This is a genomic window from Streptomyces sp. URMC 129 (assembly GCF_051386415.1).
GTDB lineage: Bacteria > Actinomycetota > Actinomycetes > Streptomycetales > Streptomycetaceae > Streptomyces.
In genome coordinates this window covers 17,002-41,101 of the sequence record NZ_JBPQTQ010000030.1, presented here as the reverse complement: position 1 = coordinate 41,101, position 24,100 = coordinate 17,002, and the positions used below count along the sequence as shown (strand labels likewise).

The window sequence follows — 24,100 nt, the reverse complement described above, 5'->3', positions numbered from 1 at the left end:
CCACGACCAGGGCGCTGCGGCCCTTGGCGCGCAGGGCGTCGCGCCGGGCGATGCGCAGCGCGAGCCGCCAGGTGGCAAGAGCGTTCACCGGGCTTCCCCGCCGGTCAGCAGCGACTCGGCCCGGGGGGCGACGGACTGGTCCACGACGGTGCCGTCGCGCAGGAAGACCACCCGGTCCGCCCAGGCGGCGTACCGGGACTCGTGGGTCACCAGCACCACGGCGGCCCCCTCGTCGCAGCGCCTGCGGAGCAGCGCGAGAACGGCCTCGCCGGTCTCGGAGTCCAGGGCGCCGGTGGGCTCGTCCGCCAGGACCAGGCGGCGGTCGCCGACCAGGGCGCGGGCGATGGCGACGCGCTGCTGCTGGCCGCCGGACATCTCGTCGGGGAAGCGGTCGGCCAGCTCGGGCAGGCCGATCTCGGCGAGCGCCGCGAGCGCCTCGCGGCGGGCGGCGCGGGTGGAGACGCCGTCCAGCTCGCGGGGGAGCGCGATGTTCTCGGCGGCGGTCAGCGCCGGTATCAGGTTGTAGTCCTGGAAGACGTAACCGACGCTGGTGCGCCTGACCTTGGCCAGCTCGGCACGGCCGAGGGCGCCGAGGTCCCGGCCCTCGACCAGGACCTGGCCCGCGGTGGCGGTGTCGAGTCCGCCGGCCAGGGTCAGCAGCGTGGACTTGCCGGAGCCGGACGGGCCCATGACGGCGACGAACTCCCCCGCGTGGACGGTGAGATCGACGCCCCGCAGGGCGTGCACGGCGGTGACGCCGCTGCCGTGGACGCGGCTGATCCCGGCCAGCCGCAGCACGGGCGCGGTGGTGGCCGCGGAACGGTCGGTGGTCATGACGAGGTCCCCCCTCGGGCCTTCGGTCGGTCGGTGGCCGGCGACGCCGGGCCGGGCGCGGGCGGCTCGGCGGCAGGCGGCCGGGCGGCGGCGAGCCGGAGGAGGCGGGACTCGCAGTGGTCCAGCCAGCGGGTCTCGGCCTCCGCGGTGAAGATGAGCTGCTCCAGCACGAGCAGCCAGGCGATGTCGTCGCTGCTGCCGGGGCCCGCGGCCAGCGCGCGGGCCTTCAGCCGGGTGTAGTCCTGCATGGCCGCCAGGGTGTGGCGGCGCTGCGCCTGGATGATCGCGGCCACGTCGAGGCCGGGGGTGCCGACCGCCATGGCCAGCTTGATGGCGAGTTCGTCGCGCGAGGGGTGGGTCCGGTCGACGGGCTGGGTGAACCACCGCGCCAGCTCGTCCCGGCCGCTGTCGGTGATCGCGTAGAGCTGCTGCTTGGCGTCGCCGCCCCCCTCGGGCACGATCAGCCCGTCGCGCTCCAGACGGCCGAGGGTCGTGTAGACCTGACCGATGTTCAGCGGCCAGGCGGACCCGGTACGGGACTCGAACTCGGCCCGGAGTTGCGAGCCGTAGCGCGGCCCCTGTTCGAGAAGGGCCAGGAGCCCGTATCTGATGGACATACCGCGTATGTATACCGAGTATGAACCGCCCCGGCAACACCCGTGGCCAGGACCGGCGCGCGGTCAGGACCGGTGCGGGCTCAGGACTGGCGCAGGCGGAGGCCGAGGGCTCCTATCCCGAGCCCGAGGCAGGCGATGCCCGCGCCGAGCGGGAGGACCGGGAGCACCTCACCGGCCTGGGGGCGCGAGGCGAAGCGCGGCTCCGAGGAGAGTCCGGGCTGGTCGTCCACGGTCCCGGAGAGGAACCCGGCGGCCGGCGCGGGCGCGGGGGACGGCTGATGGCCGAACGCGGCCGACGGCAGCAGGACCACCGCGACGGATGCCGCCACGACCACCGCGATTCCCGCCCACAGCCTCACAGGTCCCGACCCTTCACGCCACTGATGCCCAACCGTCGATGTGTCCAGCGTCACACACCCGAACGGATCCGGCATCTTCAGCGGGCGGTCAGGATGATCTTCCCCACGTGGTCGCTCGCCTCCATCACGCGGTGCGCCTCGGCCGCCTCCGGCAGCGGCAGCGCCCGGTCCACCACCGGCCGCAACCGGCCGTCGGCCAGCATCGGCCAGACGTGCTCCCGCACCCCGGCGACGATCGCCGCCTTCTCGGCCGGTGGCCTGGCCCGCAGCGAGGTGGCGGTCACGGACGCCCGCTTGGCCAGCAGCGCGCCGAGGTTCAGCTCGGCCTTCACGCCGCCCTGGAGCCCGATGACCACCAGCCGTCCCCCGGCCGCCAGCGTCCGCACGTTCCGCTCCAGGTACTTGGCGCCGACGATGTCGAGGATGACGTCGGCGCCGCCGCGCAGCTCCGCCACGAAGTCCCGCTCGCGGTAGTTGATCAGGACGTCGGCGCCCAGCGCGCGACAGCGCTCCAGCTTCGCCGCGCTGCCCGCGGTCACCGCGACCCGCGCCCCGGCCGCCTTGCCCAGCTGCACGGCCAGCGTGCCGATGCCACTGCCGCCGCCGTGCACGAGCAGCGTCTCGCCGGCGCGCAGGCCCGCCGTCATGAAGACGTTCGACCACACCGTGCAGGCGGCCTCGGGCAGCGCGCCCGCCGTCACCAGGTCCACGCCGTCCGGCACCGGCAGCACCTGCCCGTCCGGCACCACGACGCGTTCGGCGTATCCGCCGCCCGCCAGCAGGGCGCACACCTCGTCGCCCGGCCGCCACCGCGTGACGCCGGGCCCGACCGCGGCGACCGTCCCCGAGCACTCCAGGCCCGGGTAGGGCGAGGCGCCGGGCGGCGGGTCGTAGAAGCCCTGCCGCTGGAGCACGTCGGCCCGGTTCACGCCGCAGGCCGCGACGTCGATGAGCACCTCGCCCGGACCGGCGGCGGGGTCGGGGACCTCCGCCCACACCAGGGCCTCGGGACCGCCCGGTTCGGGAATCGTGATCGCACGCATGGCCCCGACGCTACCGCCCGCCGCCCGCCGCACCCGGCGGCGGCTCAGAGGTAGATCTGCCGCCGGCAGCCCGTGCAGAACGTCTTGCCCTCGCGCTTCTCCAGCTCCCGGTGCTCGCACAGCCGCCGCAGCCGCAGGTCGGCGCGGCGCTGCTCCTCGCGCACGGTCTGGACGAGTTCGGCGATGCACTGGCCGCAGCCGTACATCTCGCCGTCCAGGTACGGCGTGCGGACCGGGCCGATCCACAGCACGTCGACGTCCTCGCGCCGGCAGTACAGCCAGCACCGGCCGGTCTTCCACTGATTCCCGCTCTCGCTCTCCGGGGGCGCCGGCCAGTCGCTCGCACCGGAGAACTCGACGCCCCGCAAGGCCACATGCACCATCACGCCGCAGTCACCTCCCTCAGGTGAAAGCTCGTACAGGAAACCGGTTCAGGCGGTTCGGTGGCTGTCATGTGACTCTCCGTCGGCCGTGGGTACTTACCTTGCGTACTCCAACCATCACCCTCCGGGGTGCCCGAAACACAGGGTTTTGGGGTTTCCCACCGATCCGGAAAGTCAGGGAAGCGAACAGGTGAACGTCTACAGCGGCAGTGAATCGAGCGACGGCTATGCCTATTTCGGCTCCGAGGTCAAAGAAGCACGGCTCCACGCCAAGCTGACCCAGAAGGAACTGGCCGACGAAACGCACTACCAGCCGCCGTACATCAGCAAGGTGGAGAACGGCCTGCTGCTCGGCAGCGCCCAATTCGCCGCCGCGTGCGACCGCGTGTTCAATACCTCGGGCTTTTTCGCGCGCATGCGCGAACGCATCAACCGGAGGGAACATCCGTCCTGGTTCGAGCCGTACGTGCACCTGGAGGCGGAGGCGGAGAGCATCCTCGACTACAGCGCGAACCTCGTCCTCGGCATCCTGCAAACCGAGGACTATGCCTATGCCATTTACCGGACGTCCCATCCGACGGCCTCGGAGGAGTGGGTCAAGCGCAAGGTGGAGGCCCGGCTGCGGCGCCACGAGATCCTCGACCGGGAAAACCCCCCACTCCTCTGGGTGATCCTGGACGAAAGCTGTCTGCGTCGTCATATCGGGGGGCGCGAGGTGATGCGGGACCAACTCGGCCATCTGCTGGGCGAGGCGGAGTCCCCGCACATCACCTTTCAGGTCCTGCCCTTCAGCACGGGCGCCCCACCGGCGGCGGAGAGTTTCACGCTGATGACGTTCGCCGAGGAGGCGACCCTGCTGTGGGAGGAATCGTGGACCGGCGGTCATGTGATCGACTCGGCCGCGCAGGTGACCGCGGCGAGCGCGATCTACGATCGATTGCGGGCGGACGCTCTGTCGCCTGACGATTCGCTGGCATTCATCAAAAAGGTGATGTTGGAGGAGTACTCCTGATGAAAAGCACGTTCGACCTCTCCGGTGCGCAGTGGACCCGGTCCACGTACAGCAGCGGCAATGGCGGGCAATGCGTCGAGTGCGCACGGAACCTGGCCACCGCGGCCGGGGTGGTCCCGGTGCGGGACTCGAAGGACCCCCGGGGTCCGGTTCTCGCCTTCACCTCGAACGGCTGGACCAGCTTCCTGACTGCCGTCGTGTCCGGGGACCTGCACGCCCACTGACCCCGGCGGCACGCCGAAGCCCCGCTGTCCAGGTCTTCCCGGGGACAGCGGGGCTTCTCAGTGCGCCTCGGTGCTTCCGGGCGCCGGGGTCAGGAGGAGTAGAAGAGGCCGGAGAGGCCGCCCTTGCGGTGGTGCGGGCGGTGATGCCCGTGGCCCTGGTGCGGGGCGCCCCAGGCCGGGCCCGGCTGCTGGTAGTGCGGCTGCGCGGGCGGCGGGGGCGGGGCCGCCTGCGGGGCCCAGCGGGATTCGAGCTGGGTGATGTGCTCCAGCTCGCCGTAGTCGAGGAAGATCCCGCGGCAGTTGGCGCACTGCTCGATCTGGACCCCGCTGCGGTTGTAGGTGTGCATGGCGGCGCCACACTTGGGACACTGCATGATCGGCTCCATGGTCGTTTGCTGGCCGTTTCACCCTACGGCAGCGCGGCTATCCGGACACAGGAATCGACCAGCGCCCGGCCCGCCTCCTCCAGGCCCGTCCCGTCCGCGCTCGCCCGGGCCAGGGCCCGCGCGGCCAGCTGCGCGGTGAGCGCGCGGGCCGGGACGTCGAGCCGGGGCCACGGATCCTCGCCCGCCGTGCCGGAACGCGCCTGGTAGGCGCCCAGCAGCCGGTCCCACTCGTCCGTCCCGATGAGCGCCGCCGCGTACCAGGCGGCGGGCCGGGCCAGGTCCCACGCCGGGTCGCCGAGGCCGAGGTCGTCCACGTCGATGAGGTGCCACGGCCCGCCCGGCTCCGGGTGGCGGACCAGCTGCCCCAGGTGGAAGTCGCCGTGGCACAGCACCGCGCCGGGGCCCGGCGGACCGGGGAGGTCGATCCGCGCCCAGGCCCGTTCCACCGCCGTCCTGGCCGCGGCGAACCGGCGGCCGGTCACCGTCTCCCGCATCCGGGCCACCGCACGCGCGGCCCGCTCCGGGCCGCGGGCCGCGGGGAGCGGGCCCAGCCCGCCCAGCGCCGCCACCGGCACCGCGTGCAGGCGCGCCAGCAGCGCGCCCGCCGCCTCCCACGGAATGGCGCGCCCGCTGACGGGCGAGCCGTACGGCCACCGGGTCACCGGCCGCCCGGCGGCGGACCGCGCGACCGCCGCGGGCGGCAGCGGCGGCAGCAGGACGCCCGCGACGGCCGGGTGGGCCGCCACCGCCAGCCGCAGCGCCAGCGCCGCCTCGTCCGTGCCGGGGGCGTGGGTCTTCGTCACCGTGCCGCCGGTGCGGACGACCGTGCTCTCGGGACGGTCCGCCAGGATCTCCTCCGCCATGGGGCGTCCGCTCAGCGGCGCGGGATGCGCCAGGAGCCGGGCCCGCGCTCCCGTTCGCGCCGGTCCTTCTCGGCCGCCGCCTTGTCCGCCGCGGCCCGCGCCTCCTCGGGGCGCACCCGGTGGATGACGACGAGCCGGTCGGTCAGCTCCAGCCTGGCGACGCCCGGGTCGTCGAAGGGCAGCAGCCGGTGCCCCCGTATCACCGACACCACCAGGTCGTCGCACTCGCGCGGGGAACGGCCCGCCTCGGCCTTGGTGACCGGCCGCTCCCGCAGGCTCAGGCCCTTGCTGTGCTGGATCAGGTCCTCCATCACCGCGCCGGAACTCGGGCTGATCATCGACAGGCCGAGCAGCCGGCCGACCGCGCTGGCGCTGGTGATCACGGCGTCGGCGCCGGACTGCCGCAGCAGCGGCACGTTCTCCTCCTCGCGCACCGAGGCCACGATCCGCACCGACTTGCTCAACTGCCGCACGGTCAGCGCCACCAGCACCGCCGTGTCGTCGCGCTGGGTGGAGATCACGACCTGCCGGGCCCGGTCGGTCCTGGCCCGCAGCAGCACGCTGCTGCGCGTCGCGTCGCCCACGACGCCCGCGTAGCCGTCGGCGTTGGCCTGCTCCACGACCCGGCTGCTCGGGTCCACGATCACGATCCGGTCCTGGCCGAGGCCGCCGCTCATGAGCGTCTCGGCCGCGGACCTGCCCTTGGTCCCGAAGCCGACGATGACGGTGTGGTCGCGCACGTTCTTCCTCCAGTGGGCCTGGCGCCACTGATCGCGGGTCCGTTCGGTGAGGACTTCCAGCGTGGTGCCGACCAGGATGATCAGGAACAGCACCCGGAGCGGGGTGATCAGGAAGGTCGTGATCAGCCGCGCGCCGTCGCTGGCGGGGACGATGTCGCCGTAGCCGGTGGTGGAGAGCGACACGGTCACGTAGTACAGGACGTCGAGGAAGCCGACGTCGCCGTCGTGGTTGTCGTGGTAGCCGCCGCGGTCGGCCCAGACCAGGAGGACGGCCAGGGCCATCACCGCGCCCGCCATGCACAGCCGACGGATGACCTGGGCCAGCGGGCCGGCCACGTAGCGCGGCAGGTGGACGCCGGGCGACGAGTCGTCCTGGTCGCCGCGCGCCACCTGGGAGCCGGGGAGTCTCATGCGCGGGGCAGGTCGAGCAGGCGGACCGTGTCGCCGTCCCCGGCGCCGCCGGGCGGGACGACGGCCAGGGCGGAGGCGGCGGCGATGCCGCGCAGCATGGCGGGGCCCGCGTAGCTCAGCGGCCGGGCGCGGCCGGGCTCGGGCAGGTCGACCGGCACCAGCCGGGTGTCCCTGGGGTGGCCGCGCACCGCCTCGGTGAGCGCCGCGCGCCGCTCGGCGGGGATCGGCCGGTCCGCGAGCGCGCACAGCAGCGGCGCGGCCAGGGTCAGCAGGCCGGAGACGGCGGCCAGCGGGTTGCCCGGGAGGCCCACCAGCGGCCTGCCGCCGGGGAGTTCGGCCAGCAGCATGGGGTGTCCCGGCCGGACCGCGACGCCGCTGACGAGCAGGTGGGCGCCGAGGCGGCGCAGCACCGCGCGGAGGTGGTCCACGGGCCCGGCGGCGGTGGAGCCGGTGGTGACGACGAGGTCGGCGCGGCTGGTGCTGACGGCCTCGTGCAGGGCGTCGGCGTCGTCCCCGAGCCGGCGGGTGACCAGGACGTGGGCGCCGAGGGCGGCGAGCCAGGGGCCGGTCATCGGACCGAGCGCGTCGCGGATGCGGCCGTCGTGCGGCAGGCCGCGGAAGAGCAGCTCGTCGCCGAGGACCAGCACCTCCACGCGCGGCCGGGGGCGGACCGGGAGCTGGTCGTATCCGGCGGCGGCGGCCAGGCCGAGCGTCACGGGGGTGAGCGGGGTGCGGGCGGGGAGCAGCTCGGTGCCGGTGCGGCACTCCTGCCCGCGCGGGCGGATGTCGGCGCCGGGCTGCGGGTTGGCGCCGCTGAGCCGGCCGTCCGCGGCGGTGCCGCGCTCGGAGCGGAGCACGGCGGTGGCGCCCTCGGGGATGCGGGCCCCGGTGGCGATGGGCACGGCCTCGCCGTCGGTCAGCGGGCGGACGGCGGGGGCGCCGGCCAGCGCGCCGGTGGCGTCGGTCAGCCGCCAGGGGCCGGGTCCGGCGACGGCCCAGCCGTCCATGGCGGACGTGTCGAACGCGGGCAGGTCGGTGAGCGCGGTCAGCGGCGCGGCGAGGGTGTGGCCGAGGGCCAGGTCGATCGGCAGGCGGCGCGGCGGCAGCGGGCGGACGCAGCGGTGCGCGGTGGCGCGGGCGCTGTCCCAGGCGGGGCTGACGAGGGCGCAGTCGCCGTCGCCGCCGTCGCCGCCGTGCCCGCCGTCCCGGGCGTCCCCGGCGGGCGCCGCGTCGTCGGCGGCGGCCCCGGCCCCGGCCGCGGAGGCGGGCCGCTGGGGTCTGCCGTGCGAACCGGTCGGCGGCAGGGGGCCGTTGGCGAGCGCGAGGGCGTCGTCGAAGTCGTCGTTCACGGCTGCTGCTCCGGCTGTTCCGGCTGCTCCCGCTGCCAGGTCTCGCTGAGCGCGGAGATCCTGCGGGCCGCGTCGGCCGGCGCGATGCCGTGCAGGGCGGCGGCGTAGCCGATGAGGAACGTCGTCAGGGGGGCGGCCGGGCGGGCCACGCCGTGCGCGGCGTCGCGGGCGGCGTCGAGCAGCGCTTTGGTGTCCACGTCGGGGTCGATGCCGAGTTCGGCCTTGACCGCCGCGATCCATTCGTCCAGCACGGTCCCATCGTCCCTGATCCTGGCGCGGGCCGTGGCGATGTCGGCCCAGGTGTCGCAGTCGAGGCCGCCGGGGACCGGGACGCGGCGCAGCGCGAGGTCGTTCAGCGGCAGCCGCAGGGGCAGCCCGGCGAGGGTGCCGTACTCGGCGCGGAGCAGGGCGAGTTCGCGGCGGAGCGGCTCGGCGCGGTAGACGGCGGTGAGCGGCTGGTCGCGGCCCGAGCCGTCCTGGAGCAGTGCGCCGTCGGCGTCCGGCGGAACGGCCAGCAGCGTGCGCAGCGTGTCCGCGCCGAGGAACGGCAGGTCGGCGGCGAGCACCGCGACCAGGGGCCGGTCGGTGTGGCGCAGCCCGGCGTCGAGGGCGGCGAGGGGGCCGCCCCCCGGCGGGTCCTCGCGCGCCCAGACGACGGGCCGGGCGGTGGGGCGGCGCGGGCCGACCACCACGCACCGCTCGGCCCCGGCCCCGGTGCAGGCGGTGAGGACCCGGTCCAGCAGGGTCCGGGCGCCGATGGTGACGCCGGGCTTGTCCGCGCCGCCGAGCCGCCGCGCGGCACCGCCGGCGAGGACGACGGCGTCGTGGGGGGCGACGGGCCCTGCGTGTGGGGGTGCCATACCGGCACGGTACCCGGCGTCACGCGTCGCGGGGCAGGAGCACCGGCTGTCCGACGGGATCCGCGACGTGGCGCGGGGCGAGTCGGCCGTCGCGCGCACGCACGGACGCCGTCGACGCCGGGGACGCCGGGGACGCCGGGGTGAACGGCCCGGTGCCGGACGACCTCCCGGGCGCGCGTTCCACGGCGGCGGCGAGGCGGGCGCGGGCGAGCCGGTCGGCCATGGCGCCGGGAACTCCCCGCAGCGGCACCCGCGTCACGGCGGCCGGGGTGGTGGCGGGGGCGCCGACCGGGATGCTCCTCGCCCGGCACGCCGAGGAGGGCCGTGACCGGGAGGTGGTGGCGCTCCGGCAGCGGCGGCGGGCGGGGAATGCCGTCGCCGGTGGCGCGGGCGGCGCACTCGGCTCCCGCGCCGGCGGGTGCGGCGCGCCTCGGCGGGGTCCCCGGGGTCCGGTGCGGCCGTGCCGGGCGTGCGGTGCGGCTCGTTCTCCGGCCGCGGGGGAGCGGGATGCTCCTGCCCGCCGACGGGTCGGCAGGTATCGTCCCCCGGCCTGTGGACAGTCGGCCCGTTCTGCCGTGACATGGGGGCAGGACGTCCAGGCAGGGGAGGCCGGAGGCCATGTGCGAGGACCAGGTGACTCCGAACCGGGGCCGGGCGCTCGATCCCATTGACAGCGCGATCCTGCGGCTCCTCCAGGCCGACGGCCGGGCGTCGGTGCGGGCGGTGGCCCAGCAGGTGCACATATCCCGGGCCAACGCGTACGCCCGCATCAGCCGGCTGATCGAGGACGGCGTGATCCGGGGCTTCTCGGCCCGGGTCGATCACGAGCGGGCGGGGCAGGGCGCGTCGGCGTACATCGCGCTGAGGATCGTGCAGGACAGTTGGCGCGCGGTGCGGGAGAAGCTGGAGACGCTGCCGGGCGCGGCCCATATCGCCCTGGTGAGCGGGGACTTCGACGTGCTGCTGCTGGTGCACACGGCGGACAACCGGGCGTTGCGGGAGCTGGTGCTGACCCGGATCCAGGCGATGCCGGAGGTGATCGGCACGCGGACGTTACTGGTGTTCGAGGAGCGGGACTTGCTGCCGGACGGGTGATCCACGGCCCCTCCCCGGCCGTCGCCGATGAGTTCGCGCGAGCGGCCGGGTCCGACAGGGGGTGACGGGCGGCGGACAGGCCGCGGCCCGGCCGCGCGACGCGAGGAGATGAGCGCGATGAGGCTGACGCTGACGGAGTTCGTGACGCTGGACGGCGTGGTGCAGGGGCCGGGGATGCCGGAGGAGGACACCAGCGGCGGGTTCACCCAGGGCGGCTGGTCGTTCCCGTACGCCGACGAGGACTTCGGGCGGCTGGTGACCGGCTGGTTCGAGGAGGCGGACGCCTTCCTGCTCGGCCGCCGGACGTACGAGATCTTCGCCGGGCACTGGCCGCGGGTCACCGACCCGGCGGACCCGATCGCGTCCCGGCTCAACTCCCTGCCGAAGTACGTCGCTTCGCAGACCCTCACCACGGCCGAGTGGGCGAACACCACCATCCTCTCCGGCGACGTCCCGGCGCGGGTCGCGGAGCTGAAGAAGCGGCCGGGGCGCGAGATCGGCATCAGCGGCAGCGCCGAGCTGGCCCAGTCGCTGCTGGCCGAGGGGCTGATCGACGAGGTGCGGCTGCTGGTCCACCCGGTGGTGCTGGGCGCGGGCAAGAAGCTGTTCCCCGAGAACGGCGCGCCGCTCGCGATGCGGCTGCTGCGCACGGCGACGACGGCCTCCGGGATCGTGCTGCAGGTGTACGAGCCGGCCGGCGCCCCGGAGTACGGCGCGTTCCCGGCCCCGGAGTGAGCCGCGCGGCCGGGAGCGGCCGTGTTTCAGTGGCCGGCCGGGCAGCCGCCGGCCGCCCGGGCGCGCGCCTCCGCGTCGAGGTGGAAGGCGGGGCGCAACTCGGCCTCGTCGTAGTAGCGGTGGAAGACCGGGGTGATGCCGCCGGAGACCGGGGGCACGATCCAGCTCCAGTCCGCGGGCACGATCCGGCCCTCTTCCTCTTCGCGCGCCAGGTGGGTGAGGAAGCGGCGGGACTCGGTGTGGTGGTCGGTGATCTTCACGCCCGCCGCCTCGAAGGAGTGCAGCACGGCGATGTTCGTCTCGACCAGCGCGCGGTCCCGCCACAGCGTGGACTCGCTGCTGGTGTCGAGGCCGAGGAGGCGGGCGACGACGGGCAGCAGGTTGTAGCGGTCGGGGTCCACGAGGTTGCGGGCGCCGATCTCGGTGCCCATGTACCAGCCGTTGAACGGCGCGAGCGGGTAGTCGACGCCGCCGATGCTCAGCCGCATGTGGGAGATCACCGGCACCGCGTACCAGCGCAGGCCCAGCCGGGCGAAGCCGGGGAAGTCGGGGTGGCTGAGCGGCACTTCGAGAACGAGTTCGCGGGGGAGGTCGTAGAGCTGCGGCTTGTCGCCGGGCGCCTGGACGACGAGGGGGAGGATGTCGAACCAGCCGCCGGGCGCCTGCCAGCCCAGGCGGCGCACGGTGTCGGTGAAGCCGGTCTGCCCCTGGTCCCCGATCGCGGTGCCGTCCCGGTCCCGGTAGCCGGCGTAGCGGACGAGCTGGCTGTTCCACACCAGGGGCGCCGCGCGGTCCGGGGTGGCGGGCGCGAAGACCGAGATCATCGGGCGGACACGGCCGTGGTTGGTCGCCAGCCGCAGATGGTCGCAGAGACCGGCGTAGATCTCGTCGGCCGTCACGGCGGCCCGGCGGTCGATGACGCGCAGGCTCTTCCAGTACAACCGGCCTATGCAGCGGCTGGCGTTGCGCCAGGCGACGCGGGCGCCGAAGTCCAGCTCCGCGCGGGTGTGCCGGTACGTGCCGTAGGTGTCGAGGTGTTCGCGGACCTGGCGCAGGCGCATCGACAACGGCACCGGCTGGTTGGGGTGTTCGGCGTGGAAGAGCCGGATGAACTCCTCGGCCTCCGACCGGTCCGGCATCCGCCACTGGTCGTGCTGCATGAGCTCCCCGGTGTCGCGTCCGCCTCCTGCGTCACCCCCGCCGGGGGTCAGCGTAGTTGATATGCACCGGCCGAAAAATGCTACCGGGGAGTAGCTTTCTCGCCGCCCTGCCGCGCGGCGGCCCGCCAGAAGCGCCAGTTGGCGTCCAGCACGTCCGCGTTGCGCTGCTCCCACTCCGTCGCGGCGCGCACCGCGTCCGCCGGACAGGCCCACGGCCGGCCGCCGCCGCCGAGCGGACGGAGCCGGAGCCGGGGACCGGACCGCCCGGTGATCCGGCCGATCCTGCCGCTCCTCGTGTCGACCACGCATACGCCGTCAGCCCAGCCCATAACGGCTCCCTCGCGTTCCGTTCCGCGTTGTGCCAAGAGACCACTGTGCGGGCTCCAGGTGTCGGCCGGTGACGACTTTCCGCCGCATTGCGCAACGAAAAACTCCTTCGGGGGACGCGGAACGGGTGAGAAACGTCCAGGCGTTCGACGCACGGCCGTGAGCCGGGGGCGGAACCCGGAGACAGACCGCGCCGGTTCATGGGATACCTGGGGAGACCGCGCACCCGAGCGACGAACGCGGCGCACAGCGACGATCGACGAATGAGCGAGGACGCCGACATGAGCCCGATAAGCCTGGAGAAGGTCACCGCCACCGCCCCCGACCTGGTCGACCTCTACAAGTCCGCGGGCGTCAGCCTCGGCAAGCACCGGCTGGCCGGCGTGCGCGCCGCCGTCTACCTGGTCCTGGACCGCTCCGGATCCATGAGGAACTTCTACGCCGACGGCACCGTCCAGCACCTGGCCGAGCAGGCGCTGAGCCTGGCCGCGCACTTCGACGACGACGGCGTGGTGCCGGCCGTCTTCTTCTCCACCGACGTCCACACCCGCGCCGACCTGGAGCTGGGCCGGCACCGGGGCCGGGTGGCCGAGATCCACGACACCCTGGGCCACATGGGGCAGACCTACTACGCCAAGGCGATGCGGGCCGTCCTCGACCACTACCTCGCCTCCGGCACCAAGGACCCGGCGTTCGTGATCTTCCAGACGGACGGCGCGCCCAAGGACAAGGGCGCCACCGCCGCGCTGCTCACGGAGTCCTCGACGCTGCCGCTGTTCTGGCAGTTCGTCGGCTTCGGCGACGACCCGTTCACGTTCCTGCGCAGGCTGGACGACCTGCCCCGGCGGGCCGTGGACAACGCGGGCTTCTTCCCGGCCGGGCCCGACCCGCGCGCCGTGCCCGGCGAGGAGCTGTACGACGGGCTGATGAGCGAGTTCCCGCAGTGGCTGGCCGCGGCGCGCGCCGCCGGCATCCTGTCCTGACCGGGGCGGAGGAACACCGATGGACACGGCGCACACGGCGCACACCGTCGCGGTGGTCGCCCTGGACGGCGTCATCCCGTTCGATCTCGCCACACCCGTCGAGTCGTTCGGCCGCGCCGCCACCCTGCCCGGCGGCGCGCCCGCCTACCGGGTGCTGGTGTGCGGCACCGTCCCCGAGGTGGACGCGGGCGCCTTCACCCTCCGCGTCCCGCACGGCCTGGACGTGCTGCGCACGGCCGACACCGTCGTGCTGCCCGGCGTGGCCGATCCCCTCGGCACGCCCGTGCCGGAGGAACTGACGGCCGAACTGCGGGCCGCGGCGGCCCGGGGCGCGCGGATCGCGTCCATCTGCGTGGGCACGTTCATCCTCGCGGCCACCGGGCTGCTGGACGGGCTGCGCGCCACCACGCACTGGCTGGGCACGGCCGAACTGGCCCGCCGCCACCCCCGGATCACCGTCGACCCCGACGTGCTGTACGTGGACAACGGGCAGTTCCTCACCTCGGCGGGCGCGGCGGCCGGGCTTGACCTGTGCCTGCACATCATCCGCCGCGACCACGGCTCGGCGGTCGCGGCCGACGCCGCCCGCTTCTCCGTGATGCCGCTCGAACGGGACGGCGGGCAGGCGCAGTTCATCGCCCACCCGGAGCCGGAGCCGGACGGCACCTCGCTGGAGCCGGTGCTGCGGTGGATGCGGGAGAACGCCCACCGCGAGCTGCGCCTCGCGGACATCGCCCGCCGCGCCCGGATGTCCCCCCGCACGCTCAACCGGCGCTTCCGCGAGCAGACCGGCACGACGCCGCTGCGGTGGCTGCACCGGGCGCGCGTCCGCAAGGCGCAGTACCTGCTGGAGACGACGGGCCACTCGGTCGACTGGATCGCGGGCCAGGTCGGGTTCGGCTCGGTGACGGCGTTCCGCGACGCGTTCAAGGCGCTGGTGGGCACCAGCCCCCTCGGCTACCGGCGGACGTTCCGCGCGCGGTCCTGAGCCCCCGGCGCGGGCGGGGTCCCGGGCCCGGCGCGCAGCGCCCACAGGCCGCCGACACCGGGCACGAACGCGCGCGGGCGGGCGGCCCGGGGCACGTCCTCGCCCACGAAGACGGCGACGACGGCGACGAGATACGCCGAGCCGTGCACCGGTCCGACCACCGAGGAGACGACCGGGTGGTGCGCGGTGAACAGGTTGCCCAGCAGGACGGCCAGCGACAGGGCCTCCACCACGGCGGCGGCACGCAGCAAGGACATCGGTGCTCACGCCCCCGTCGAGGAGCCGGGCCGGACGATCATCAGCACGACGACCACCGCCCACAGCAGGTTGAAGATCCCGGCGGTCATGCCGAGCCGCGCGGCGTTGGCGCCGCCGCCGTCGAGCGCGTCCCGCTGCGCGGGCAGCACGGCGGCGAAGAGGACGACGGCGGCGACCGCCGTCAGCGCCATCGACACCAGCAGCCAGGCGTCGGTGAGCACGTCCATGCTGAGGGCGGTGGCCAGCCCGAAGACCGGCACGGTGACGCCGAGGGCCGCGTAGACCCGGCAGATGCGGTGCAGCACGGCGCCGACCGCCGGATTGCCGCCGTCGCGGACGAAGCGGGGGAACATGCTGGCCGCGACGGTCACCGGCCCGATGGCGACGATCGCGGCGAGAACGTGGACGCTGAGCAAGAACTTGGACACGCCGCGACCGTAATCCCGCAGGTCAGAGCCGGGAAGTGGCGCGATTGCCGTTGTTCGCCGGATTCTCGCCACGGCCCCGGATCCGTCCGCCGGGCGGTCAGGGCACCAGGTTCTGCTCGGCCCAGACGGTCTTCCCGGCGTGCCCGTACCGGCTGCCCCAGCGGGTCGCGAGCTGCGCCACCAGGAACAGGCCGCGCCCGCCCTCGTCGCTGACGCGGGCACGGCGCAGGCGGGGCTGGGTGTTGCTGCGGTCGGACACCTCGCACACCAGCACGTTGTCGCGGATCAGCCGCACCTGGTACGGCCCCCGGGCGTACCGGATCGCGTTGGTGACCAGCTCGCTGACGATCAGTTCGGTGCTGAAGCTCAGCTCCTCCAGCCCCCAGGCGGCCACCTGATCGGTGACCGCCTTGCGCACGTCCGCCAGCGAGGCGGGGTCACCGGCGAACTCCCAGCCGGCGGTGGCGTCCGCGCCCAGTTCCCGCACCCGGGCCAGCAGCAGCGTGACATCGTCGCGGGGCGGGGGGTCGGCGGCACCGGCCAGCAGGTCGCGGCTGACGCCCGACAGCGCGGCGTCCGGCCGGCAGGCGGCGACGAGGCGCTTCATCAGCCGGCGGGTGCCGGTCTCGGTGTCCGGGCCGTGCAGCGCGGTCAGGCCGTTGGTGTACAGGGCCAGCACGGTGCCCGGTTCGAGGCGGGTCTCGGTGACCTCGAACGGCATGCCGCCGAAGCCGAGCATCGGCCCGGGGTCGAGGGGCACCAGCTCGGCCGCGCCGTCCGGCCGGATCAGCACCGGCGCCGGGTGCCCGGCGGCGGCCATCGCGCACTCGCGGGTGACCGGGTCGTACACCGCGTACAGCAGCGTGCCGCCGACGCTGTCCCGGTGGGACGGCGCGGCCTCGGCGGCCAGCCGCTGCACCAGGTCGTCGACGTGGGTGAGCATCTCCCCCGGGTCCAGCTCCAGATCGGCCAGCGTCTGCACCGCCGTGCGCAGCCGCCCCATCGTGGCCGTGGCGTGCAGGCCGTGCCCGATCACGTCCCCGACCACCAGCGCCACCCGCAGCGACGGCAGCGGGATCACGTCGAACCAGTCCCCGCCGATCTCGATCCCGTCCCCGGCCGGGACGTAGCCGCCGACCGTCTCGGCGCCCGGCGTCTCCCGGGCGGCCTGCGGCAGCAGCCGCTGCTGGAGCGCCGTCGCGGCCCGGTGCTCCCGCCGGTACCTGCGGGCGTTGTCCACCGCGATCGCGGCCCGCGAGACGATCTCCCGCAGCAGTTCCACGTCCTCGTCGGTGAACGTGTCCGGCTGCTCGGTCCGCCACAGCAGGACGCTGCCGAGGACGAGGTCACGGGCCCGCAGCGAGCCGAACGCCACCGAGTGGCCGCCGTCCGGCACATAGGCCCGCACCAGCTCCGGCGTGCCGAGCCAGGCGACGGAGGTCTCCCGGTCGGCCACCATGATCGTGCCGCCGCGCTGCACCTCCCGGGTCTCCGCGGTGTCGGGCATCGGCAGCATCCGTTCCCCCACCTGGAGCAGCTCCCGGGGCCAGGGACCGGACGCCGCGCCCGCCGCGACCCGCCGCTGGTGCTGGTCGCCGCCGCCGGAGATCGGGGGCGGCTCGTCGCCGCGCAGCACGGCCTCGGCGAGGGAGACGCTGACCAGGTCGGCCATCGACGGCATCAGGACGTCCACCAGGTCCTCGGCGGTGCGGACGACGTCGAGGGAGCGGCCGATGCGGATCGCCGCCTGGTACCGCGCCTCCCAGTGCCGCCGCCTGCGCCGCTTCCCCATCGGGTCCATGTACAGGACCAGGACCCCGGCGGCCCGGCCGGTGGCGTCGTCCATGCAGAGCGCGACGTGCGGCGCGCGGACCCGCTCCTCCCAGCCCACCGACCGGACGCCGGTGTCCAGCACGTTCCGCAGGACCGTGCGGGACACCTCCGAGTCGGGCGGCGACATCAGGTCGCAGAGCCCGCCGCCCACGGCCACGGGCGTCCCGTGGGACACCACGCCGTCGCTGGTGCGCACCACCCGCAGGTCCCGGTCGAGGAGGACCGCCTCGACCCGGTCCCGGCCGAGCAGGGCCCGCACCAGCGTGGCGGCGCGGTCGCCCTCCCGCACGTGGGTCACGCGCCGCTCCGAGACGGCCATCAGCAGGGTCTCCGGCCCGTCGGCGCCGCCCAGGGCCATGGCGCGCAGCGTGACCTCCACCCCGTTCCCCGACCGGTGCCGCAGCACGGCCCGGCCGGGCGCGGGAACGCCGCCGCCGGACAGGGTGCCGGCGGTCTCCATGAACACGCTGGCCGCCGGACGGCCGCAGACCTCCTGCGCCGCCAGCCCGGAGACGGCCGCGGCGGCCCGGGACCACCGCGACACGATCCCGCGCCCGTCCACGACGGCGGCGGCCATGGCATCCAGTTCGGAGGGCCGCTCGCTCCGCTGAGCCGGGGGCACGTCCGTCACGTTCCCGCTCCTCGCCCTCGACGCCGCACAACGCGATCCCACCGCCATCATGGGCCGGTGAGGCGGGGGCGGCCCGCGCTCGGCGGCCGAACGGCGGACGCGTCAGCGCGTCGCCCCGGTCCGCCAGTGGTAGAGGGCCATGGCGACGCTGGTGGCCAGGTTGTAGCTGGAGACGCCGGGCCGCATCGGCAGGGCGATCAGCTCCGCCGCCCGCGCCCGCACCTCGCCGGACAGCCCGGCGCGCTCCGAGCCGAAGGCCAGGACGGCGCCGGGGACCGGGCGGACGGCGGCGATGTCCCGGCCGTCGGGGTCGAGCGCGAACAGCGGCCCGGCGGGCAGGGACGCCAGGCCGGCGCGGCTGACGGGCAGCGCGTAGTGCAGGCCGGCCGCGGCGCGCAGCACCGCCGGGTGCCAGGGGTCGGCGGTGCCGGTGGTGAGGACGCCCGCCGCCGCCATGCCCGCGGCGAGGCGGATCACCGCGCCGATGTTCCCCATGTGGCGGGGGTCGTCCAGCAGCACCACGGGCGCGGTCCGCCCGGCGGCGGCCGGCGGGCGCGGGTCCGGGACGGCGAGGGCGGCGACGCCCGTGGGGTGCGGACGGGGGACCAGGCGGCGCAGGCCCTCCTCGCCGGTCTCGGTCAGCAGCGCCGCCAGCGGCCCGGCGAGGTCCGGCGCCAGGCGGCGGGCCAGACCGAGCGCTGCGGCCTTGTCGGCCGCCACCGCCAGCGGGACCGTGGCGCCGAAGCGCAGGGCGTGCTTCAGCGCGTGGAAGCCGTCCAGCAGCACCGTGCCGGGGGCGAGCTCGCGCCAGCGCCGGTCGGTCACCTGGCCCAGGCCGGGGCGTGGTCCGGCCGCGCGCCCTCCGCCCCCTCGGCCCCCGCCGCCGACGCGGGCGCGCCCGGCGGCGTGCGCCGCAGCCGTCGGCGCACCGGGTCGGTCGCGCGCCGGGCGCGGGAGCCGAGCCACACCAGGAACGCGGTGGGCAGGAAGACGCTGTCCATCGCGATCATCGCCATCGAGAAGAACGGCAGGCCCAGCAGCACGGCGATCCCTATGTGCTCGCCGATCATCAGCACCAGCAGGCAGTTCTTCGCCTTCCGGTTCAGCAGGGTGAACGGGAACATCACCTGCATGAAGACCGTGCCGTAGGTGAGGGCCATCACGATCGGCCCGCTGGCGACGAGGATGTCGGTGAACTCGGGCCAGACGTTGAAGTAGTCCAGCCGCATCGGGTAGTAGACGGCGGTGCCGTCCTGCCAGCGCGAGCCCTGGATCTTGTACCAGCCGGCGGTCGCGTAGATGATGCAGACCTCGGCCATGATCACGAACAGCGCGGCGTTGTGGACCAGGTTGGCGACGATGTCGGAGACGACGCGGGGCTCGCCCGGCGCGAACCGCCGGACCATCCACCAGAAGCCGTGCACCAGCCACATGCCGGTGAAGAACAGGCCCCAGATCGTGCTGTCGAGCTTGCCGGTGAGCAGGGCCGCCATCAGCGCCGCGCCCAGCACGGCCCACAGCGCGATCCCCACCGGGTCGTCGCCGGGGCGCGGGCCCCGCTCCCGCAGGCGCGCCTCGCGGCGGGCGTCCAGCGACCAGACCCGGCCGCAGCGGGTGAGGACCAGGTACATCGCCATCAGGTGGATGACGTTGTCGCCGCCGTCGCCGAGGAAGATGCTGCGGTTCTGGAGCGACAGCACCCCGGCCATGAACAGGATGGACATCGCCCGCGTCCGCCAGCCCAGCAGCAGGCCGACGCAGGCGAGGATCGCCAGGTGGTAGACCAGCTCGAACCACAGCGTCGAGTCGGACCACAGCAGCACGGTGAACGCGTCGTTGCCCGCCACGTGCGTGGTGGCCAGGTCGAAGCCCCAGGGCGCGTCGGGCCCGTACATCTCGTGCCGGTGCTGCCACTCGTGCAGCAGGAACAGCAGCATCGTGGTGGCGAAGCCGATGCGGACGATCGCCGTCTGGTACGGCCCGAGGGCGCGCCGGGTGACGTTGCCCAGGCCGCGGCCGAGGGCCGCGTCGAAGCTCTTGCCCAGGCCGCGGAACGGCGACGGCGGATCGGCCGGCGCCGCGGCCCGGGCGCCGGGGGCGTGGGCGGGCGCGGCCGGGGCGGCGCCGGATCGCTGCGGGGGAACGGTCACGGCTGCTCTCCTTCGTCGTCCTGGGCGAGAGCGCCGCTCGGCAGGTCCTCGGTGGTGACCACCCACCAGTCGAGCTCTTCGTAGTACGTGGCGGTGTCGAAGTCCTCGGCGCGCCAGTCCGGCGACGGGATGCGGGCGGTGGACGAGCGCAGCTGGATCCGCTCCACGTCGTCCAGGTCGAGGTCGGTCTCCTCGCCCAGCCGCAGCAGCGCGATGCGGTGCACGTAAGCGGCCGAGGACTCGCCGCGCTGGCCGATCGGGTTGCCGTCCTCGTCGTGGGCGCCGACGTAGAAGTCCCAGGCGCGGCGCATCAGGTTCTGCGAGGTGTGGCTGGGCAGCAGGTTGTGCCGGATGCCCTCGACGTCGAGGGCGCCGAGGTCGAGCCAGTCGGTGACGCGGGTCCCGCCGTCCGCCTCGCGGACCTCGGCCCGGACCGCGAGCCCTTCCTGCCGCTGAAGGGGGTTGGGCGCGAACAGCTTCCAGTTCTGCTCGAACTCCGGGTAGATGTAGCCCTCGACGGTCTCCTCGTAGTTCTCGCTGAGGGTGTTCGAGGGCGCCACGAAGAGGAAGACCATGGCCAGGTGCCAGGCCGTGTAGACGGCGACGGTGCCGAGGGCCACGGCGACCGTCAGCCGGGCGGGCAGGGACAGCGCGCCGAGGCTGACGGACTCGGTCGGCACTTCGGCGGGCCCGGCCGCGCGCGACGCGGCGTCGTGTTCGGCGTCGTGCTCCGGTGCCGTATCGGGTGGCAGCATGCTCGGCTCGTTCCACAGGACTGCTCGGGGTTGACCCGTGCACCGTACCTGCCGCCGGGCCGCGTTGGCAGGCCAAGGTCCCGGAAGGGCCGTTCCCCGGCCGTTCCCCCGGCTCGGGGCCCTAGGGTGGGCTCCATGAGCCGCGCGACCGAGATCTCCATCTTCACCGAGATGACCGAACTGGCCCGCCGCACCGGCGCGGTCAACCTCGGCCAGGGCGTGCCCGAGCTCGACGCGCCGCCCGCCCTGCTGGCTGGCGTGTCGGCCGCCGTGCTGGCCGGGCGGAACCAGTACCCGCCCGCGTCCGGCTTCCCCGCCCTGCGCGAGGCGGTGGCCGCGCACCAGCGGGAGCACTACGGCCTGGAGTACGCGCCGGACGGCGAGGTGCTGGTGACGACGGGCGCCACCGAGGCGCTGGCCTCGGCGTTCCTGGCGCTGACCGGGCCCGGCGACGACATCGTCACGTTCGACCCGTGCTACGACGCCTACCCGGCGAACGCGCGGCTGAGCGGCGCCCGGCTGGTGCCGGTGCCGCTGGCCACCGACGGCGACGGCTTCGCCCTCGACGCGGACGCGCTGCGCGCCGCCGTCTCCGCCGCGCGCCGCCCCCGGCTGCTGGTGCTGAACTCGCCGCACAACCCGACCGGCAAGGTCTTCACGCCCGGCGAGCTGGCGGCGGTCGCGGAGGTCTGCCGCGAGCACGACCTGACGGTGGTCACGGACGAGGTGTACGAGCACCTGGTGTACGACGGCGGCCGGCACGTGCCGATCGCGACGCTGCCCGGCATGCGGGACCGGACGCTGGTGATCTCTTCCGCCGGGAAGACGTTCAACGTCACCGGCTGGAAGGTCGGCTGGATCTGCGGCCCGGCGCGGCTGGTCGCCGCCGTGGCCTCGGTCAAGCAGTGGCTCACCTACGCGTCGGGCACCCCGTACCAGGAGGCCATCGCGCGGACGCTGGGCTCGGTGCGGGAGTGGGCGGCCGGGCTGCGGGCGACGCTCACCGCCAACCGGGACCTGCTCGCCGCGGGCCTGGCCGAGGCCGGGCTGCGGCCCTGCCGCGCCGAGGCGGGGTATTTCGTGCAGGCGGACATCAGGCCGTGGGGGTTCACGGACGGGCCGCGGTTCTGCCGCGAGCTGCCGGAGCGGGCGGGCGTGGCCGCGATCCCGACCTCGGCGTTCCGGCAGGGCCCGGACGAGGCGCCGTGGCTGGTCCGCTTCTCGTTCTGCAAGCGGCCGGAGTCGATCCGCACGGCGGTGGAACGGCTGGCGGCCGTCCCGGCCCCGGTCACAGGACGAACGGCTCCCCCGTCTCGCTGACCAGCGCCCGGCCCGCGTCCTCCCAGGCGTGCAGGCCGCCGTGCACGTTGGCCGCGTCCACGCCCTGCTGCACCAGGTAGGCCGTGACCTGGGCGGACCGGCCGCCGACCTTGCACACCACGTACAGCCGCCGGTCCCCGGCGTGCTCGGCGATCTCGCCGATCCGCTCCACGACCTGCCCGATCGGGATGTGCAGCGCGCCCTCGACATGCCCGGCGGCCCACTCCTCCGGCTCCCTGACGTCGAGCAACGGGGCGCCCTCGGGCACGGCGTCGGCCGTCACGGCCGGAAGTGCGAAGCTCATGCCACGACCCTACCCGGCCAGCAGCGAGGCCAGTTCGGCCTCCTTGTCCGCGACCCGCCGCCGCAGCTCGGCGGCGATCTCCGCGAGCATGCCGTCGGGGTCGTCACCGGCCATCCGCAGCATGGCGCCGATGGCGCTCTCCTCCAGCGCGGCGGCGGCGTCGGCCAGCAGTTCCTTCCGCTCGGCCAGCCACTCCAGGCGCGCGTACAGCTCCTCGGCCGGGTCGCGCTCCGGCGCGCGCCCGGGGCCGGGGCCGCCGCGCTCCCACTCGGCGGCCAGGTCGCGCAGGGCCTCCTCGTCGCCGCGCGCGTACGCCTGGTTGACGCGGGCGAGGAAGGCGTCGCGGCGGTCCCGCTCGGTGGCGTCGGTCACCAGGTCGGGGTGGCACCGGCGGACCAGCTCGCGGTAGAGGCGGCGGGCCTCCTCGCCGGGGCGGACCCGGGGCGGCTCCTGCACCGACTGCCCGGTGAGCATGGCGTATCCCTCGGCGCCGAAGCCGTCGGAGCCGTCGGAGCCCAGCCAGCCGTGGAACAGCTCGGAAACCTGCGGCATGGGCGCGACGGCGGCCCGCGCCTCACGGGCCCGGCGCTCGTCCTCGGGGTCGCCGGTCCTGGCCGCGACGGCCTCCGCGATGCGCGCGTCCAGCTCCTCCAGGTGCGCGTAGAGGGGGCCGAGGCGCTGCTCGTGCAGCCGCGAGAAGTTCTCCACCTCGATGCGGAAGGTCTCCACCGCGATCTCGAACTCGATCAGCGCCGTCTCGGCGGCCCGCACCGCGCGCTCCAGCCGGCGCGTCGCCCCGTCGTCCCCGGCCGGCGCTCCGGCCTCGCTGTTCTCCGTCACCCGCCCAGCCTAGGGCCTGTCCTCCGGGGCCCCGCCGGGATCAGGGGCGGAACTCCCGGGGGCACTTCCTGGCGTCCTCGGGGAGCTGCGCCTCGGCCCAGCGGGTCAGCTCGACCAGCGCCGGGCGCAGGCCGAGACCGGCCTCGGTGAGGCGGTAGCTGACGCGCAGCGGCGGGCCCTCCTGCACGTGGCGGGTGACCAGACCGGCCTGGGCCAGCTCGCTGAGCCGGTCCGAGAGCATGCGCTCGCTGATGCCGGGGACGGCGCGCTTCAGCTCCGCGAAGTGGCCGGGGCCGCTCATCAGGGCGGCGATGACGACGCCGGTCCAGCGCTTGCCGAGAAGCGCGAAGACACGCTGGAGCGCGGACTCGGGCTCGGTGCAGAGCCCGTCGTCGGTGCCCTGTGCGGCGTCGGCTTCCGGCATGATTCCCACCCTACTCGACAAGGGACTGCTAAAAAGTAAGCACCTGTGGTATTAATAGTTCCGAACGGCCTTGCACTACCTAACTCTACCCCGGAGGACCATCATGGCCACGCTCCTGCACCTCGACTCCTCGCTGAACGGTGACGACACCTCCGTCTCCCGCGAGGTGACGCGCGCCTTCCGCGAAACGTGGGAGGAGCAGCACCCGGGGGGCACCGTCGTCTACCGCGACCTCGCCGCCTCGCCGCTGCCCCACCTGACCGCCGGCCCGTACTACGCCGCCTTCACCCCGGCCGGGGAGCACACGCCGGAGCAGCGCGCGGACTACGCGCTCCGCGACGAGCTGGCCCGCGAGCTGGAGACGGCCGACGCCGTCCTGATCGGCGCCCCGATGTACAACTTCGCGATCGCCTCCACGCTCAAGGCGTGGCTGGACCACGTGATCATCGCCGGCCGCAACGCGTACACCGAGAACTCCCCGCTGCGGGGCAAGCCGGTCGTCGTCGTCACCAGCCGCGGCGGCTCCTACGCGCCGGGCACCCCGCAGGAGGGCAACGACTTCGCCGAGCCGCACCTGCGCCACGTCTTCGGCACCGCCCTCGGCATGGAGGTGGACATCATCGTCCCGGAGCTGACCCTGGCCAGGACCAACCCGGCCATGGCGGGCCTCATCGACGCGGCCGACGCCTCGCGGGCCAAGGCCCACGAGGACGCCAGGGCCAAGGCGAAGGCGCTGGCGGCCCGGCTCGCGGCCTGACCGCCGGCACCCCGCGCGCCCCGGCCCCGCG

General features: G+C 74.7%; 30 protein-coding genes. 8 read left to right on the top strand and 22 right to left on the bottom strand.

Annotated features, from left to right (window positions below):
• Positions 1–84 precede the first annotated feature (84 nt).
• From ACSNOC_RS09125 to ACSNOC_RS09105, 5 genes are all read right to left on the bottom strand, one after another.
• Complete coding sequence (locus ACSNOC_RS09125; protein WP_436746786.1) at positions 85–834, bottom strand: ABC transporter ATP-binding protein; 750 nt, start codon at positions 832–834, stop codon at positions 85–87.
• Positions 831–1,451: a PadR family transcriptional regulator gene (locus ACSNOC_RS09120; protein WP_436746785.1), complete on the bottom strand. Its 621-nt coding sequence runs from the start codon at positions 1,449–1,451 to the stop codon at positions 831–833. Before ACSNOC_RS09120 ends, ACSNOC_RS09125 begins: the two co-directional genes overlap by 4 nt.
• Positions 1,452–1,531: 80 nt before the next feature.
• Positions 1,532–1,780: a hypothetical protein gene (locus ACSNOC_RS09115; protein ID WP_436746784.1), complete on the bottom strand. Its 249-nt coding sequence runs from the start codon at positions 1,778–1,780 to the stop codon at positions 1,532–1,534.
• Positions 1,781–1,887: 107 nt separating this feature from the next.
• Entirely contained in the window at positions 1,888–2,853 is a 966-nt protein-coding gene (locus ACSNOC_RS09110; protein WP_436746783.1) for an NAD(P)H-quinone oxidoreductase, read from the bottom strand.
• A gap of 44 nt (positions 2,854–2,897) precedes the next feature.
• Positions 2,898–3,236, bottom strand: coding sequence for a hypothetical protein (locus ACSNOC_RS09105; RefSeq protein ID WP_436746793.1), 339 nt, complete (start codon positions 3,234–3,236; stop codon positions 2,898–2,900).
• Positions 3,237–3,426: 190 nt separating this feature from the next.
• Between ACSNOC_RS09105 and ACSNOC_RS09100 the strand changes: the two genes are divergently transcribed.
• The gene (locus tag ACSNOC_RS09100) at positions 3,427–4,248 is read left to right on the top strand and encodes a helix-turn-helix domain-containing protein (RefSeq protein ID WP_436746782.1); all 822 of its coding nucleotides are present in this window, start codon (positions 3,427–3,429) and stop codon (positions 4,246–4,248) included.
• Entirely contained in the window at positions 4,248–4,472 is a 225-nt protein-coding gene (locus ACSNOC_RS09095) for a DUF397 domain-containing protein (RefSeq protein ID WP_436746781.1), read from the top strand. Before ACSNOC_RS09100 ends, ACSNOC_RS09095 begins: the two co-directional genes overlap by 1 nt.
• A gap of 89 nt (positions 4,473–4,561) precedes the next feature.
• On the opposite strand, the gene ACSNOC_RS09090 is transcribed toward ACSNOC_RS09095, so the two are convergent.
• The 6 genes from ACSNOC_RS09090 to ACSNOC_RS09065 are packed head-to-tail and all read right to left on the bottom strand — an operon-like array spanning position 4,562 to position 9,340.
• Positions 4,562–4,846, bottom strand: a complete 285-nt coding sequence (locus tag ACSNOC_RS09090) for a zf-TFIIB domain-containing protein (RefSeq protein WP_436746780.1) — start codon at positions 4,844–4,846, stop codon at positions 4,562–4,564.
• A 35-nt stretch (positions 4,847–4,881) separates the two neighbouring features.
• Positions 4,882–5,721 (bottom strand): phosphotransferase family protein, encoded by an 840-nt coding sequence (locus tag ACSNOC_RS09085; RefSeq protein ID WP_436746779.1) that lies wholly within the window; start codon positions 5,719–5,721, stop codon positions 4,882–4,884.
• Between the two features lie 11 nt (positions 5,722–5,732).
• Positions 5,733–6,872, bottom strand: coding sequence for a potassium channel family protein (locus ACSNOC_RS09080; RefSeq protein ID WP_436746778.1), 1,140 nt, complete (start codon positions 6,870–6,872; stop codon positions 5,733–5,735).
• A complete protein-coding gene (locus tag ACSNOC_RS09075; RefSeq protein ID WP_436746777.1) occupies positions 6,869–8,221 on the bottom strand; it encodes a molybdopterin molybdotransferase MoeA in 1,353 nt (450 codons plus the stop codon). Before ACSNOC_RS09075 ends, ACSNOC_RS09080 begins: the two co-directional genes overlap by 4 nt.
• The gene (locus tag ACSNOC_RS09070; RefSeq protein WP_436746776.1) at positions 8,218–9,081 is read right to left on the bottom strand and encodes an NTP transferase domain-containing protein; all 864 of its coding nucleotides are present in this window, start codon (positions 9,079–9,081) and stop codon (positions 8,218–8,220) included. Before ACSNOC_RS09070 ends, ACSNOC_RS09075 begins: the two co-directional genes overlap by 4 nt.
• 19 nt (positions 9,082–9,100) lie before the next feature.
• On the bottom strand, positions 9,101–9,340 hold the full coding sequence (locus ACSNOC_RS09065; RefSeq protein WP_436746775.1) for a hypothetical protein: 240 nt from the start codon (positions 9,338–9,340) through the stop codon (positions 9,101–9,103).
• A gap of 359 nt (positions 9,341–9,699) precedes the next feature.
• On the opposite strand from ACSNOC_RS09065, the gene ACSNOC_RS09060 reads away from it, so the two are divergent.
• Positions 9,700–10,176 (top strand): Lrp/AsnC family transcriptional regulator, encoded by a 477-nt coding sequence (locus ACSNOC_RS09060; protein ID WP_436746774.1) that lies wholly within the window; start codon positions 9,700–9,702, stop codon positions 10,174–10,176.
• 117 nt (positions 10,177–10,293) lie between these two features.
• Positions 10,294–10,911 carry a dihydrofolate reductase family protein gene (locus ACSNOC_RS09055; protein WP_436746773.1) on the top strand — a complete coding sequence of 206 codons (618 nt, stop codon included), beginning with the start codon at positions 10,294–10,296 and terminating at the stop codon, positions 10,909–10,911.
• A gap of 26 nt (positions 10,912–10,937) precedes the next feature.
• Here the strand turns inward: ACSNOC_RS09055 and ACSNOC_RS09050 are convergent, their stop codons facing one another.
• Together ACSNOC_RS09050 and ACSNOC_RS09045 are read right to left on the bottom strand one after the other, a co-directional pair.
• Positions 10,938–12,071 carry a nitric oxide synthase oxygenase gene (locus ACSNOC_RS09050; protein ID WP_436746772.1) on the bottom strand — a complete coding sequence of 378 codons (1,134 nt, stop codon included), beginning with the start codon at positions 12,069–12,071 and terminating at the stop codon, positions 10,938–10,940.
• An 80-nt stretch (positions 12,072–12,151) separates the two neighbouring features.
• Positions 12,152–12,400 carry a hypothetical protein gene (locus ACSNOC_RS09045; protein WP_436746771.1) on the bottom strand — a complete coding sequence of 83 codons (249 nt, stop codon included), beginning with the start codon at positions 12,398–12,400 and terminating at the stop codon, positions 12,152–12,154.
• A gap of 279 nt (positions 12,401–12,679) precedes the next feature.
• Here ACSNOC_RS09045 and ACSNOC_RS09040 point away from each other — a divergent pair, with 279 nt between their 5' ends.
• Positions 12,680–13,381: a VWA domain-containing protein gene (locus ACSNOC_RS09040; RefSeq protein WP_436746770.1), complete on the top strand. Its 702-nt coding sequence runs from the start codon at positions 12,680–12,682 to the stop codon at positions 13,379–13,381.
• A 19-nt stretch (positions 13,382–13,400) separates the two neighbouring features.
• On the top strand, positions 13,401–14,369 hold the full coding sequence (locus tag ACSNOC_RS09035; RefSeq protein WP_436746769.1) for a GlxA family transcriptional regulator: 969 nt from the start codon (positions 13,401–13,403) through the stop codon (positions 14,367–14,369).
• Here ACSNOC_RS09035 and ACSNOC_RS09030 read toward each other — a convergent pair.
• The 6 genes from ACSNOC_RS09030 to ACSNOC_RS09005 form a co-directional block, all read right to left on the bottom strand.
• A complete protein-coding gene (locus ACSNOC_RS09030) occupies positions 14,339–14,626 on the bottom strand; it encodes a DUF3817 domain-containing protein (RefSeq protein ID WP_436746768.1) in 288 nt (95 codons plus the stop codon). The two genes, ACSNOC_RS09035 and ACSNOC_RS09030, sit on opposite strands and share 31 nt — an antisense overlap.
• A 6-nt stretch (positions 14,627–14,632) precedes the next feature.
• Positions 14,633–15,055 carry a hypothetical protein gene (locus ACSNOC_RS09025; RefSeq protein ID WP_436746767.1) on the bottom strand — a complete coding sequence of 141 codons (423 nt, stop codon included), beginning with the start codon at positions 15,053–15,055 and terminating at the stop codon, positions 14,633–14,635.
• A 97-nt stretch (positions 15,056–15,152) separates the two neighbouring features.
• A complete protein-coding gene (locus tag ACSNOC_RS09020) occupies positions 15,153–17,519 on the bottom strand; it encodes an ATP-binding SpoIIE family protein phosphatase (RefSeq protein WP_436746766.1) in 2,367 nt (788 codons plus the stop codon).
• A gap of 102 nt (positions 17,520–17,621) precedes the next feature.
• Positions 17,622–18,344 carry a TrmH family RNA methyltransferase gene (locus tag ACSNOC_RS09015; protein WP_436746765.1) on the bottom strand — a complete coding sequence of 241 codons (723 nt, stop codon included), beginning with the start codon at positions 18,342–18,344 and terminating at the stop codon, positions 17,622–17,624.
• Positions 18,341–19,669, bottom strand: coding sequence for an HTTM domain-containing protein (locus tag ACSNOC_RS09010; RefSeq protein WP_436746764.1), 1,329 nt, complete (start codon positions 19,667–19,669; stop codon positions 18,341–18,343). The genes ACSNOC_RS09015 and ACSNOC_RS09010 overlap by 4 nt, the downstream gene beginning before the upstream one ends.
• On the bottom strand, positions 19,666–20,424 hold the full coding sequence (locus tag ACSNOC_RS09005; protein WP_436746763.1) for a DUF5819 family protein: 759 nt from the start codon (positions 20,422–20,424) through the stop codon (positions 19,666–19,668). The genes ACSNOC_RS09010 and ACSNOC_RS09005 overlap by 4 nt, the downstream gene beginning before the upstream one ends.
• Positions 20,425–20,559: 135 nt before the next feature.
• Here ACSNOC_RS09005 and ACSNOC_RS09000 point away from each other — a divergent pair, with 135 nt between their 5' ends.
• The gene (locus ACSNOC_RS09000) at positions 20,560–21,744 is read left to right on the top strand and encodes an aminotransferase class I/II-fold pyridoxal phosphate-dependent enzyme (RefSeq protein ID WP_436746762.1); all 1,185 of its coding nucleotides are present in this window, start codon (positions 20,560–20,562) and stop codon (positions 21,742–21,744) included.
• Here the strand turns inward: ACSNOC_RS09000 and ACSNOC_RS08995 are convergent.
• From ACSNOC_RS08995 to ACSNOC_RS08985, 3 genes are read right to left on the bottom strand one after another with little or no spacing between them, the layout of a single operon-like run.
• Positions 21,713–22,048 (bottom strand): rhodanese-like domain-containing protein, encoded by a 336-nt coding sequence (locus tag ACSNOC_RS08995; protein ID WP_436746761.1) that lies wholly within the window; start codon positions 22,046–22,048, stop codon positions 21,713–21,715. The genes ACSNOC_RS09000 and ACSNOC_RS08995 overlap by 32 nt on opposite strands.
• 9 nt (positions 22,049–22,057) lie before the next feature.
• The gene (locus ACSNOC_RS08990) at positions 22,058–22,888 is read right to left on the bottom strand and encodes a J domain-containing protein (RefSeq protein ID WP_436746760.1); all 831 of its coding nucleotides are present in this window, start codon (positions 22,886–22,888) and stop codon (positions 22,058–22,060) included.
• Between the two features lie 40 nt (positions 22,889–22,928).
• Entirely contained in the window at positions 22,929–23,312 is a 384-nt protein-coding gene (locus ACSNOC_RS08985; RefSeq protein WP_436746759.1) for a winged helix-turn-helix transcriptional regulator, read from the bottom strand.
• Between the two features lie 103 nt (positions 23,313–23,415).
• Here ACSNOC_RS08985 and ACSNOC_RS08980 point away from each other — a divergent pair, with 103 nt between their 5' ends.
• A complete protein-coding gene (locus tag ACSNOC_RS08980; RefSeq protein ID WP_436746758.1) occupies positions 23,416–24,069 on the top strand; it encodes an FMN-dependent NADH-azoreductase in 654 nt (217 codons plus the stop codon).
• Positions 24,070–24,100: the final 31 nt, after the last annotated feature.